Annotated in this window: 13 protein-coding genes and 1 tRNA gene; all 14 read left to right on the forward strand. The window is 65.6% G+C overall.

Going from position 1 to position 11,938, the window contains the following annotated elements; all coding sequences use genetic code 11:
• Positions 1–11 precede the first annotated feature (11 nt).
• The 14 genes from VHAB30_RS05425 to nuoF all read left to right on the forward strand — a co-directional run bounded on the left by VHAB30_RS05425 (position 12) and on the right by nuoF (position 11,938).
• On the forward strand, positions 12–806 hold the full coding sequence (locus tag VHAB30_RS05425) for an AraC family transcriptional regulator (protein WP_159276091.1): 795 nt from the start codon (positions 12–14) through the stop codon (positions 804–806).
• Between the two features lie 83 nt (positions 807–889).
• Positions 890–1,900, forward strand: a complete 1,011-nt coding sequence (locus VHAB30_RS05430; protein WP_159276092.1) for a DMT family transporter — start codon at positions 890–892, stop codon at positions 1,898–1,900.
• Entirely contained in the window at positions 1,897–2,163 is a 267-nt protein-coding gene (gene rpsO / locus VHAB30_RS05435; RefSeq protein ID WP_056579564.1) for a 30S ribosomal protein S15, read from the forward strand. Before VHAB30_RS05430 ends, rpsO begins: the two co-directional genes overlap by 4 nt.
• A gap of 204 nt (positions 2,164–2,367) precedes the next feature.
• Positions 2,368–4,719: a polyribonucleotide nucleotidyltransferase gene (gene pnp / locus VHAB30_RS05440; protein WP_159276093.1), complete on the forward strand. Its 2,352-nt coding sequence runs from the start codon at positions 2,368–2,370 to the stop codon at positions 4,717–4,719.
• A 90-nt stretch (positions 4,720–4,809) separates the two neighbouring features.
• Entirely contained in the window at positions 4,810–5,808 is a 999-nt protein-coding gene (locus tag VHAB30_RS05445; RefSeq protein ID WP_159276094.1) for an NAD(P)H-quinone oxidoreductase, read from the forward strand.
• Positions 5,809–5,821: 13 nt separating this feature from the next.
• On the forward strand, positions 5,822–6,586 hold the full coding sequence (gene tpiA, locus VHAB30_RS05450) for a triose-phosphate isomerase (protein WP_159276095.1): 765 nt from the start codon (positions 5,822–5,824) through the stop codon (positions 6,584–6,586).
• A gap of 38 nt (positions 6,587–6,624) precedes the next feature.
• Positions 6,625–7,035 (forward strand): preprotein translocase subunit SecG, encoded by a 411-nt coding sequence (gene secG / locus VHAB30_RS05455; RefSeq protein WP_056579571.1) that lies wholly within the window; start codon positions 6,625–6,627, stop codon positions 7,033–7,035.
• Positions 7,036–7,154: 119 nt separating this feature from the next.
• Positions 7,155–7,239, forward strand: a tRNA-Leu gene (locus VHAB30_RS05460).
• 67 nt (positions 7,240–7,306) lie between these two features.
• Positions 7,307–7,666 (forward strand): NADH-quinone oxidoreductase subunit A, encoded by a 360-nt coding sequence (locus tag VHAB30_RS05465; RefSeq protein ID WP_055805154.1) that lies wholly within the window; start codon positions 7,307–7,309, stop codon positions 7,664–7,666.
• A 15-nt stretch (positions 7,667–7,681) separates the two neighbouring features.
• Positions 7,682–8,161, forward strand: coding sequence for a NuoB/complex I 20 kDa subunit family protein (locus VHAB30_RS05470; protein ID WP_007837763.1), 480 nt, complete (start codon positions 7,682–7,684; stop codon positions 8,159–8,161).
• Between the two features lie 13 nt (positions 8,162–8,174).
• On the forward strand, positions 8,175–8,786 hold the full coding sequence (locus VHAB30_RS05475) for an NADH-quinone oxidoreductase subunit C (protein ID WP_159276096.1): 612 nt from the start codon (positions 8,175–8,177) through the stop codon (positions 8,784–8,786).
• A gap of 5 nt (positions 8,787–8,791) precedes the next feature.
• Positions 8,792–10,045: an NADH-quinone oxidoreductase subunit D gene (locus tag VHAB30_RS05480; RefSeq protein ID WP_070063113.1), complete on the forward strand. Its 1,254-nt coding sequence runs from the start codon at positions 8,792–8,794 to the stop codon at positions 10,043–10,045.
• 10 nt (positions 10,046–10,055) lie between these two features.
• Positions 10,056–10,598 (forward strand): NADH-quinone oxidoreductase subunit NuoE family protein, encoded by a 543-nt coding sequence (locus VHAB30_RS05485; protein ID WP_062475406.1) that lies wholly within the window; start codon positions 10,056–10,058, stop codon positions 10,596–10,598.
• Positions 10,598–11,938 carry an NADH-quinone oxidoreductase subunit NuoF gene (gene nuoF / locus VHAB30_RS05490; RefSeq protein WP_070063112.1) on the forward strand — a complete coding sequence of 447 codons (1,341 nt, stop codon included), beginning with the start codon at positions 10,598–10,600 and terminating at the stop codon, positions 11,936–11,938. The genes VHAB30_RS05485 and nuoF overlap by 1 nt, the downstream gene beginning before the upstream one ends.

The raw sequence follows: 11,938 nt of genomic DNA on the forward strand, positions 1-11,938 counted from the left end.
GGCTTTCCGGCATGGCATCGAGGTCCGCGCCCGTCGATGCCGTGCGCATCCGCGGATCGGCGCTGCCGGGCCTGCAGGCGATTGCGGCCGAATCGAGTCGCAGCTTTCCGCGCCACATGCACGACGTGTTCGGCATCGGCGTGATGGACCGCGGCGGACAGCGCTCGGCCAGCGGGCGCGGCGCGGTCGAAGCGGTGCGCGGCGATGTCATCACGGTGAATCCGGGCGAGGTGCACGACGGCGTCGCGATGCGCGGTGAAGCGCGGGCCTGGCGGATGCTGCATCTGGCGCCAGCGCTGCTGTCGGATGGCACACCGCCGGGGTTCGAGCTGACGCGGCCGGTGCTGAGCGATCCGGCGCTGCGGCAGGGCTTTGACCGGCTGTTCGCGGCCGTCGTCGAAGGCGACGACGCGCTGGCGCTGGAGCAGGGCGTGCTGCAGCTGCTGCGCGATGCGCCTGGCGCGCGGGCTCCTGAGTCGCCACGGCGTGTGGCGCCGGCAGCGATGGAACGTGCGCGCGCACGCATCGCCGACGACTGCATCCATGCGCCCACGCTCGCTGAGCTGGCGCGTGAGGCCGGCCTGAGCCGCTACCAACTGCTGCGCGGCTTTGCTGCCGCCTTCGGGCTGCCGCCGCATGCCTGGCTGCAGCAATGCCGGCTGTCGCGCGCCCGTCAGCTGATCGCGCAGGGCAGGGCGCTGGCCGATGCCGCAGCCGGTGCAGGCTTCTCTGACCAGAGCCACATGACGCGGGCCTTCGTGCGCTTCCTGGGCTTCACGCCCGGGGCGTACGCGGCGGCGGGCTAGCTCGATTCCTGCAATTTCGTTCAAGACCGCCGCGCCCCTGGCGGGAGACGCTCGCGCTTTCTGCAAAACGGAAGGCGATCAGGATGTCGGAACGAAGCAAGGGAATGTGGCTGTGCGCGCTCGCGATGGTCACGGTCGGAAGCACGGTGGTCGCGAGCAAGCTCATCGCCAGCGGCCTGCCGCCGTTCACGGCGACCGCGCTGCGCTTTGCGCTGGCGCTGCCGGTGTTCGTGGCGCTCATGGGGTTCATGCGCGCCCGCTGGCCGCGCCCGGACCGCCACGACGCCGTGCTGCTGCTGTGCCAGGCGGCGGCGGGCAGCGTCGGCTACACGGTGCTGCTGATCCTGGGCGTGCGCTGGGCGCCGGCCGCCGATGCGGGCGTGGTGACCGGCACGCTGCCGGCCATGGCTGCGTTGGTCGCTGTGCTGGCGCTGCGCGAGCGGCCGGGGCGCTATCTGGTGGGCGGGATCGTGCTCGCGAGCCTGGGCGTGCTGGCGATCACGCTGCGTCCGGGCGATGAGGGCGGCGAGCGCACGTCGACCGCGCTGCTCGGCAACCTGCTGGTGCTGGGGGCGGTGGCGCTCGAGTCGCTGTTCATCCTGCTCAACAAGCGGCTGCGCGTGCCGCTGGCGCCGCTCGTGCAATCGACGGCGATGGTCGCGCTGGGGCTGCTGCTGTCCGTCGTTCCCGCGCTGCTGGAGCGCGCCTGGCTTCAGCCGGTGCCCGCCGAGGCGCTGGCCGGGGTGGCCTACTACGCGCTGGTGCCGACGGTGGCGGGTTTCCTGCTCTGGTACGCGGGCGCCGCCCGGCTGCGGGGCGCCGAGGCGGCGCTGTTCACGGCGCTGATGCCGGTGTCGGCGCTGGTTCTGGCCGCATGGTGGCTCGGGGAGGCCGTGGGGTGGGCCCAGGTCGCCGGAGCCGCCTGCGTGCTGGGGGCGGTGGGGCTGGTTTCGCTTGACGGAAGGCGGCGGGAGGGAGCGGTCAAGCCGGCCGATGTATACTCCCAAAGCTTTGCATGCCGCAAGGCGCACGGTGAGGGCAGTTCCAGTGCTCACCGCAAGTCAAACATCCCGGAACAAGGAAATTCAACATGATCGCAGCCTCCATCAAGGCCGAAGTTGTCAAGGACAACGCCCGTGCAGCCAACGACACCGGCAGCCCCGAAGTGCAAGTCGCACTGCTGACCGCCCGTATCAACGAGCTGACCCCCCACTTCAAGACGCACGCCAAGGACCATCACGGTCGTCGCGGCCTGCTGCGCATGGTCAGCCGCCGTCGCAAGCTGCTCGACTACCTCAAGTCCAAGGACGCCGAGCGTTACACCGCGCTGATCGCCAAGCTGGGTCTGCGCAAGTAATTCGAATCGCATGAAAAAACGCCTGGGTTAGTCCGCTAGCTCAGGCGTTTTTTACTTCGCGATCCACTTTCGGAGTGCCCAACAGAGCGAAGCTGTGTCATTCCAATGAAGTTCGTCCCGAGCTTCGCTGGAATGGCATCGTGTTCTGAGCAGCCTCCGCCCCTTGCGAATCCTGTGTGATTCGCTATCAAAATAGGAGCAATAATGAGCCTCTTCAACAAAATCACCAAGTCCTTCCAATGGGGCGACAAGACTGTCGTCATGGAAACCGGTGAAATCGCCCGCCAGGCGACCGGCGCCGTGCTGGTCGACATCGACGGCACCGTGATTCTGGCGACCGTGGTCGCTTCCAAGACCGCCAAGCCCGGCCAAGATTTCTTCCCGCTGACCGTCGACTACATCGAGAAGACCTACGCCGCCGGCAAGATCCCCGGTAGCTTCTTCAAGCGCGAAGCCAAGCCCAGCGAACACGAAACCCTGACCAGCCGCCTGATCGACCGTCCGATCCGCCCGTTGTTCCCCGAAGGTTTCCTGAACGAAGTGCACGTGGTGATCCACACCGTGTCGCTGAACCCTGAAGTCGACGCCGACATCGCCGCCATGATCGGCGTGAGCGCCGCGCTGTCGATCTCCGGCATCCCGTTCAGCGGCCCGATCGGTGCCGCCCGCGTGGGCTACATCAACGGCCAGTACGTGCTGAATCCGGGCCCCACCGCCCGCAAGGATTCGCAGATGGACCTCGTCGTCGCCGGCACGCAAGCCGCCGTGCTGATGGTCGAATCCGAAGCCCAGCAACTCAGCGAAGAAATCATGCTGGGTGGCGTGGTGTTCGGCCACGAGCAAGCCAACATCGCGATCAACGCGATCCACGACCTCGTGCGTGACGCCGGCAAGCCGGAATGGCTCAAGGAAGGCACCTGGGTGCCGGAAGCCAAGGACGAAGACTTCATCGCCAAGATCAACGGCCTGGCCGAAGAAAAGCTGCGCGCTGTCTATCAAATCCGCAGCAAGCAAGCCCGCACGCAAGCCCTGCGCGAAGCCAATGCCAGCGTCTTCACGGCACTGAAGGCCGAAGGCGCCGAATTCGACGCCGGCAAGGTCAGCGACCTGCTGTTCGCGATCGAATCGCGCATCGTGCGCGGCCAGATCCTGCAAGGCGAGCCGCGCATCGACGGCCGCGACACGCGCACCGTGCGCCCCATCGAAATCCGCAACTCCGTGCTGCCCCGCACCCACGGCTCGGCGCTGTTCACGCGCGGCGAGACGCAGGGCCTGGTCGTCACCACGCTCGGTACTGAGCGCGACGCACAGCGCATCGACGCGCTGGCCGGCGAGTACGAAGACCGCTTCCTGTTCCACTACAACATGCCTCCCTTTGCCACTGGTGAAGTGGGCCGCATGGGCTCCACCAAGCGCCGCGAAGTGGGTCACGGCCGTCTGGCCAAGCGCGCGCTCGTCGCCGTGCTGCCGACCAAGGAAGAGTTCCCGTACACCATCCGCGTGGTGTCGGAAATCACCGAGTCGAACGGCTCCTCGTCGATGGCTTCGGTCTGCGGCGGCTGCCTCTCGATGATGGACGCCGGCGTGCCGATGAAGGCGCACGTGGCCGGTATCGCCATGGGCCTGATCAAGGAAGACAACCGCTTCGCGGTGCTGACCGACATCCTGGGCGACGAAGATCACCTGGGCGACATGGACTTCAAGGTGGCCGGCACGACCAACGGCATCACCGCGCTGCAGATGGACATCAAGATCCAGGGCATCACCAAGGAAATCATGCAGGTTGCATTGGCGCAGGCCAAGGAAGCGCGCATGCACATCCTGGGCAAGATGCAAGAAGCGATGGGCGAAGCCAAGGCCGACGTGTCGCAGTTCGCACCGCGCCTGACCACGCTGAAGATCAACCCCGAGAAGATCCGCGACGTGATCGGCAAGGGCGGCGCCGTGATCCGTGGCCTGCAGGAAGAAACCGGCACGACGATCAACATCGACGAAGACGGCACCATCACCATCGCCTCGACCGATCCGGAAAAGGCCGAATTCGCCAAGAAGCGCATCGAGCAGATCACCGCTGAAGTCGAAATCGGCAAGGTCTACGAAGGCCCGATCACCAAGATCCTGGACTTCGGCGCGCTGGTCAACCTGCTGCCCGGCAAGGACGGCCTGCTGCACATCAGCCAGATCGCGCACGAGCGCGTCGAGAAGGTGACCGACTACCTGAGCGAAGGCCAGATCGTGAAGGTCAAGGTTCTCGAGACCGACGAAAAGGGCCGCGTCAAGCTGTCCATGAAGGCCCTGACCGAGCGTCCGGCCGGCATGGAATACAGCGAGCGCCCGCCGCGCGAAGACCGTGGTGATCGCGGCGACCGTGGCGACCGCCGCGAGCGTTCGGACCGTGGCGACCGCGGTGACCGCGGTGACCGCGGTGACCGCGGCGGCGATCGTGGCGAGCGCGCACCGCGCTTCAACGACCAGCAGCAGCAACCCCGCGGCGAGCAGCAACAGCAGCCCGCCGGCGAGTCGCAGCAGCAAGCGCCGCGCGAACCGCAGGAGTAAGCAGCGAGGCGCGACGGCCCGTGCCGTCGCCTCTCGCGTGGACAGTGGTGATGCCCGCCCCGTGCGGGCATCCGAGCCTCGGAGACCCCCATGAAAGCCATTGAGATCACTTCGTACGGCGCCCCCGAGGTGCTGCGCGTCGCTGCGCGTCCCGACCCGGTGGCGGGCGAGGGTGAGCTGCTGATCCGCGTGGCGGCCAGCGGCGTGAATCGCCCGGACGTGCTGCAGCGGATGGGGCACTACCCCGTGCCGCCCGGTGCCTCCGACCTGCCGGGCCTCGAAGTGGCCGGCGAGATCGTGTCGGGTGACGCCAAGGCGCTGGCCGATGCGGGCTTCCAGGTCGGCGACCGCGTGTGCGCGCTGGTGGCTGGTGGCGGCTATGCCGAGCTGTGCGTGGCGCCCGTGGCGCAATGCCTGCCGGTGCCCAAGGGCTGGAGCGATGTCGAGGCGGCTTCGCTGCCCGAGACCTTCTTCACCGTCTGGAGCAATGTGTTCGAGCGCGGCCGCCTGCAGAAGGGCGAGACCCTGCTGATCCAGGGTGGCTCCAGCGGCATCGGCGTCACGGCGATCCAGATCGCCAAGGCGCTCGGCGCGACCGTGATCGTCACGGCTGGCAGCGACGACAAGTGCGAAGCCTGCCTGAAACTCGGCGCCGACCACGCGATCAACTACCGCACGAGCGATTTCGTCGAAGTGGCGAAGCAGCTCACGGGCGGCAAGGGCGTGGACGTGGTGCTCGACATGGTGGCCGGCGACTACGTGGCGCGCGAGGTCGAATGCCTGGCCGAAGACGGCCGGCTCGTGATCATTGCGGTGCAGGGCGGTGTGAAGAGCGAGATCAACGCGGGCCTCGTGCTGCGTCGTCGGCTCACGATCACCGGCTCGACGCTGCGTCCGCGGCCGGTGGCGTTCAAGGGCGCCATTGCCAAGGCACTGCGCGAGAAGGTCTGGCCGCTGCTCGAAAGCGGCGCGGTCAAGCCCGTGATCCACAGCACCTATGCGGCAGCAGGTGAACCCAGCGGTGCGGCCCAGGCTCACACGCTGATGGAATCGAACCAGCACATCGGCAAGATCGTGCTGACTTGGTGAGACGAACAACGCGATGACAACCTTCAAGAAACTGATTGCCGGCAACTGGAAGATGAATGGCGGCCTGGCCGCCAACGAGGCGCTGGTGAAGGCCCTGCAGCAAGGGCTGGCCGCCAGCCCCGCGGCCTGCGGTGTTGCACTGTGCGCGCCTGCGCCGTACTTCGCCCAGCTGCAATCGCTGCTGGCGGGCACGCCGTCGCTGGCCCTTGGTGCGCAGGACATTTCGGCGCACCCGCAAGGTGCGTTCACCGGCGAGCAGTCGGCGGCGATGCTGAAGGATTTCGGTGTGCGCTATGCCATCGTGGGCCATTCGGAGCGTCGCCAGTACCACGGCGAAACCGACGATGCCGTGGCGGCCAAGACGGCGGCGGCGTTGGCGAACGGCATCACGCCGATCGTCTGTGTCGGCGAGACGCTGGCACAGCGCGAAGCAGGGCAGACCGAAGAGATCGTCAAGCGTCAGCTGGCTGCGGTGATCCATGTGAATGGCCACTGCATCAGCGAGATCGTCGTGGCCTACGAACCGGTCTGGGCCATCGGCACGGGCAAGACGGCTTCGCCCGAACAGGCGCAGGCGGTGCATGCCGTGCTGCGTGCGCAACTGCACCATGCCGCGAGCGAACATGCCGCGGGCATCAAGATTCTGTACGGCGGCAGCATGAACGCGGCAAATGCCGCCGAACTGCTGGCGCAGGCCGACATCGACGGCGGCCTCATCGGTGGCGCCTCGCTCAAGGCGCCCGACTTTCTGCAGATCATTTCTGCCGCTGCACGCTGATCGCGGCAACGGCAGCCATCACTTAGGAGTAAGAACGAATGAACGTGGTCCTCAATCTTCTGGTCGGCGTGCAAATGCTGGCGGCGCTGGCAATGATCGGCCTGATCCTGATCCAGCACGGCAAGGGTGCCGACATGGGCGCGGCCTTCGGCAGCGGCAGTGCGGGCAGCCTGTTCGGCGCCAGCGGCAGTGCCAACTTCCTCTCGCGCACCACGGCCGTGCTGGCTGCGGTGTTCTTCGCCTGCACGCTGCTGCTGGCCTACTTCAGCCACGCACGTCCTGCGGGCGGTGGCAGCCTGCTGGAGCGCGCAGCCGTGGGTGCGCCTGCTGCACCGGCCGCGCCTGCGACTGGCGCTGCGGGCGAAATCCCCGCTGCAGCAGCACCTGCCAAGGCCGCTTCGGCGCCTGCTGCACCTGTTTCGGGCACCGGCCAGATTCCGGCCAAGTAATCAGGTTGTTTTCATGCAGCCGTTCGTGAGAAACGGCTTCATTTCAGGGTAAACTCTAAATCTGTTCAGAAAGCCAAATGCCTCAACGGCACCTCATGCCATCTGGACAGTTAAAAACCGCGGTCGTGGTGAAATTGGTAGACACGCTATCTTGAGGGGGTAGTGGCGAAAGCTGTGCGAGTTCGAGTCTCGCCGACCGCACCAAATCTCACCGGCAGAAGATCTCTTTCCAGAGGCTCTTCTGTCGGTGGCAAGCGGTGAAAATTTCTCGATGAACCTCGATTCCTACCTTCCCGTCCTTTTGTTCATTTTGGTCGGGGTCGGCGTAGGCGTCGCCCCGCAAGTCATCGGATACATCCTCGGGCCCAATCGGCCCGATGCTGCGAAGAACGCGCCCTACGAGTGCGGCTTCGAAGCCTTCGAGGATGCGCGCATGAAATTCGATGTGCGCTATTACCTCGTCGCGATTCTCTTCATCCTCTTCGATCTCGAGATTGCCTTTCTCTTTCCGTGGGCCATTGCGCTCAAGGAAATCGGCGCTGTTGGCTTCTGGGCCATGATGATCTTTCTCGCCATCCTCGTCGTGGGCTTCGTCTACGAGTGGAAAAAAGGCGCGCTCGACTGGGAATGACAAGGAAGCTACACGATGGCCATTGAAGGCGTTCTCAAAGAAGGCTTCGTCACCACGACCTACGACTCGGTCGTGAACTGGGCGAAGACCGGATCTCTCTGGCCGATGACGTTCGGCCTCGCATGCTGCGCGGTCGAAATGATGCACGCGGGCGCTGCCCGCTACGACATCGACCGTTTCGGCATGCTGTTCCGTCCCAGCCCGCGCCAGTCCGATCTGATGATCGTGGCCGGCACGCTGTGCAACAAGATGGCGCCGGCGCTGCGTAAGGTCTACGACCAGATGCCCGAGCCGCGCTGGGTGCTCTCGATGGGCTCCTGCGCGAACGGCGGCGGTTACTACCACTACAGCTACTCCGTGGTGCGTGGCTGCGACCGCATCGTGCCGGTCGACGTCTATGTGCCGGGTTGCCCGCCTACCGCTGAAGCACTGCTGTATGGCGTGATCCAACTGCAGCAGAAGATTCGCCGCACCAACACCATTGCCCGCGCCTGAGAGATTGCCGACGATGACTGACTTTGCAATTTCGCCGGAGGTGCTGCGCGCCACCATCGCCGAGACGCTCGGCGCCAAGGCCAAGAGCGTGACGATCGCGCTCGAAGAAGTGACCGTCGTGGTCAGCGCTGCCGACTACATCGACGCGGCGTTGCTGCTGCGCGATGCGTCCGGCTGCCGCTTCGAGCAGCTGATCGACCTGTGCGGCATGGACTATTCCGACTACCGCGAAGGCGAGTGGCAGGGCGAGCGCTACGGCGTCGTCTCGCACCTGCTTTCCGTGAGCCTCAACCAGCGCGTGCGTCTGAAGGTGTTCGCGACCAGCGAAGACCTGCCCGTGATCGACTCGCTCCAGCCCGTCTGGAGCGCTGCCACGTGGTTCGAGCGCGAAGCCTTCGACCTGTACGGCATCGTGTTCGACGGTCACGACGACCTGCGTCGCATCCTGACCGACTACGGCTTCATCGGCCACCCGTTTCGCAAGGACTTCCCGGTGTCGGGTCACGTCGAAATGCGCTACGACGAAGAGCAGAAGCGCGTGGTCTACCAGCCGGTCTCGATCGAGCCGCGCGAAATCACGCCGCGCGTGATCCGCGAAGACAACTACGGCGGCGGTTTGCACTGACAGATATGGCCGAAATCAAGAACTACACACTCAACTTCGGTCCCCAGCACCCCGCAGCACACGGCGTGCTGCGCCTGGTGCTCGAGCTGGACGGCGAAGTGATCCAGCGCGCCGACCCCCACATCGGCCTGCTGCACCGTGCGACCGAGAAGCTCGCCGAATCGCGCACCTTCATCCAGTCGCTGCCTTACATGGACCGCCTCGACTACGTGTCGATGATGTCCAACGAGCACGCCTACTGCCTCGCCATCGAGCGGATGATGGGCCTGGACGTGCCGATCCGCGCGCAGTACATCCGCGTGATGTTCGCCGAGATCACCCGCCTGCTGAACCACCTGCTGTGGCTCGGCGCGCACGGTCTGGACTGCGGCGCGATGAACATGCTCATCTACTGCTTCCGCGAGCGTGAAGACCTGTTCGACATGTACGAAGCCGTGTCCGGCGCGCGCATGCACGCGGCGTACTTCCGTCCGGGCGGCGTCTACCGCGACCTGCCGGATTCGATGCCGCAGTACAAGGTCAGCAAGATCAAGAATGCGAAGGCCATCGAAAAGCTCAACGAGAACCGCCAGGGCTCGTTGCTCGACTTCATCGACGACTTCTGCAAGCGCTTCCCGAAGATGGTCGACGAGTACGAGACGCTGCTCACCGACAACCGCATCTGGAAGCAGCGCACCGTGGGCATCGGCGTGGTCACGCCGGAGCGCGCGCTGAACCTCGGCTTCACCGGCCCGATGCTGCGTGGCTCGGGCGTCGAATGGGACCTGCGCAAGAAGCAGCCCTACGACGTCTACGACCAGATGCAGTTCGACGTGCCCGTGGGCAAGACCGGCGACTGCTACGACCGCTACCTGGTTCGCGTGGAAGAAATGCGCCAGGCCAACAAGATCATCCAGCAGTGCTCGGCCTGGCTGCGCGCCAACCCCGGCCCGGTGATCACCAGCAACCACAAGGTCGCCGCGCCCGCGCGCGAATCGATGAAGGCGAACATGGAGGAGCTGATCCACCATTTCAAGCTCTTCACCGAAGGCTTCCACGTGCCCGAAGGCGAAGCGTATGCCGCCGTCGAGCATCCCAAGGGCGAGTTCGGCATCTACCTCGTGAGCGACGGCGCCAACAAGCCGTACCGCCTGAAGATCCGCGCCCCGGGCTTCCCGCACCTCGCTGCCCTCGACGAAATGTCGCGCGGCCACATGATCGCCGACGCTGTCGCGGTGATCGGCACGATGGACATCGTGTTCGGCGAAATCGACAGGTGAGAAAGAGCGAATGACGACTTCCTCAACCCATCACCATGACGCGGCGCCCTCGGCGCCGCTGAAGGCCGCCATCCTCGAGCGCTTTGCGCGCGAGGTCGCGAAGTACCCCGAAGCCGGCAAGCAGTCGGCCGTGATGGCCTGCCTGGCCATCGTCCAGCAGGACGAAGGCTTCGTGAGCGTGCAGCGCGAGCGCGAGATCGCCGCCTACCTCGGCATGGCGCCCATCGCCGTGCACGAAGTGACGACCTTCTACAACATGTACAACCAGCATCCGGTGGGCAAGTTCAAGCTCAACGTGTGCACCAACCTGCCGTGCCAGCTGCGCGACGGCGTCACCGCGCTCGTGCACCTCGAGAAGAAGCTCGGCATCAAGATGGGCGAGACCACGGCCGACGGCCTGTTCACGCTGCAGCAGAGCGAATGCCTGGGCGCCTGCGCCGATTCGCCCGTGATGCTGGTCAACGACCGCACCATGTGCAGCTTCATGAGCAACGACAAGCTCGACCAGCTCATCGACGGTTTGCGCAGTGCCAAGCCAGGGGAGGCTTCGTGATGACGCCCGAACAGGTTCTCTCGCAATTCCAGGCCACCGGTGTCCAGACCTGCTTCCATGACCGCCACATCGGCGCTCAGATCTATGCAGGCCTGGACGGCACCAACTGGCACCTGGCCGACTACGAAGCGCGCGGCGGCTACCAGGCGCTGCGCAAGATCCTCACCGAGGGTCTCACGCCCGACCAGGTGATCGCCGAAGTGAAGGCCTCGGGCCTGCGCGGCCGCGGGGGCGCCGGTTTCCCGACCGGCCTGAAGTGGAGCTTCATGCCCCGCCAGTTCCCGGGCCAGAAGTACCTCGTCTGCAATTCGGACGAAGGCGAGCCCGGCACGTGCAAGGACCGCGACATCCTGCAGTTCAACCCGCACATCGTGATCGAAGGCATGGCCATCGCCGCGTATGCGATGGGCATCAGCGTGGGCTACAACTACATCCACGGCGAGATCTTCCAGAGCTACGACCGCTTCGAGGCCGCCCTTGAAGAGGCGCGTGCCGCCGGCTATCTCGGCGACAAGATCATGGGCAGCACGTACAACTTCCAGTTGCACGCCGCCCACGGCTTCGGTGCCTACATCTGCGGCGAAGAAACCGCGCTGCTCGAGTCGCTCGAAGGCAAGAAGGGCCAGCCGCGCTTCAAGCCGCCGTTCCCGGCGAGCTTCGGCCTGTACGGCAAGCCGACCACCATCAACAACACCGAGACCTTCGCGGCGGTGCCCTGGATCATCCGCAACGGCGGCCAGGCCTACCTCGAGTGCGGCAAGCCGAACAACGGCGGCACCAAGATCTACTCGGTGAGCGGTGACGTCGAGCTGCCCGGCAACTACGAAGTGCCGATGGGCACGCCGTTCTCCAAGCTGCTCGAGCTGGCCGGCGGCGTGCGCAAGGGCCGCACGCTCAAGGCCGTGATCCCCGGCGGCTCATCGTCGCCGGTGCTGCCGGCCGACATCATGATGGCCTGCACCATGGACTACGACTCGATCGCCAAGGCCGGCTCCATGCTCGGTTCGGGCGCCGTGATCGTCATGGACGACACGCGGTCGATGGTCGAGTCGCTCAAGCGCCTCTCGTACTTCTACATGCACGAGTCCTGCGGCCAGTGCACCCCCTGCCGCGAAGGCACGGGTTGGCTCTACCGCGTGGTGGACCGCATCCACAACGGCCAGGGCAAGCCCAGCGACATGCAGCTGCTGGACTCCGTGGCCGGCGACATCATGGGCCGCACCATCTGTGCGCTCGGCGATGCGGCAGCCATGCCCGTGCGCGCCATGATCAAGCACTTCCGCCATGAGTTCGAGGCCCTGATCCCGGGTCACGTCCCGACGGCGCCCGTCAAGGCCTGA

The organism is Variovorax boronicumulans (assembly GCF_009811375.1).
GTDB lineage: Bacteria > Pseudomonadota > Gammaproteobacteria > Burkholderiales > Burkholderiaceae_C > Variovorax > Variovorax boronicumulans.

Coding starts and splice junctions, on each gene's coding strand:
- VHAB30_RS05475 (WP_159276096.1), top strand. CDS start 8,175: ATGACTGACTTTGCAATTTCGCCGGAGGTGCTGCGCGCCACCATCGCC.
- VHAB30_RS05445 (WP_159276094.1), top strand. CDS start 4,810: ATGAAAGCCATTGAGATCACTTCGTACGGCGCCCCCGAGGTGCTGCGC.
- VHAB30_RS05485 (WP_062475406.1), top strand. CDS start 10,056: ATGACGACTTCCTCAACCCATCACCATGACGCGGCGCCCTCGGCGCCG.
- pnp (WP_159276093.1), top strand. CDS start 2,368: ATGAGCCTCTTCAACAAAATCACCAAGTCCTTCCAATGGGGCGACAAG.
- VHAB30_RS05425 (WP_159276091.1), top strand. CDS start 12: ATGGCATCGAGGTCCGCGCCCGTCGATGCCGTGCGCATCCGCGGATCG.
- VHAB30_RS05430 (WP_159276092.1), top strand. CDS start 890: ATGTCGGAACGAAGCAAGGGAATGTGGCTGTGCGCGCTCGCGATGGTC.
- tpiA (WP_159276095.1), top strand. CDS start 5,822: ATGACAACCTTCAAGAAACTGATTGCCGGCAACTGGAAGATGAATGGC.
- rpsO (WP_056579564.1), top strand. CDS start 1,897: ATGATCGCAGCCTCCATCAAGGCCGAAGTTGTCAAGGACAACGCCCGT.
- VHAB30_RS05465 (WP_055805154.1), top strand. CDS start 7,307: ATGAACCTCGATTCCTACCTTCCCGTCCTTTTGTTCATTTTGGTCGGG.
- nuoF (WP_070063112.1), top strand. CDS start 10,598: ATGACGCCCGAACAGGTTCTCTCGCAATTCCAGGCCACCGGTGTCCAG.
- VHAB30_RS05480 (WP_070063113.1), top strand. CDS start 8,792: ATGGCCGAAATCAAGAACTACACACTCAACTTCGGTCCCCAGCACCCC.
- secG (WP_056579571.1), top strand. CDS start 6,625: ATGAACGTGGTCCTCAATCTTCTGGTCGGCGTGCAAATGCTGGCGGCG.
- VHAB30_RS05470 (WP_007837763.1), top strand. CDS start 7,682: ATGGCCATTGAAGGCGTTCTCAAAGAAGGCTTCGTCACCACGACCTAC.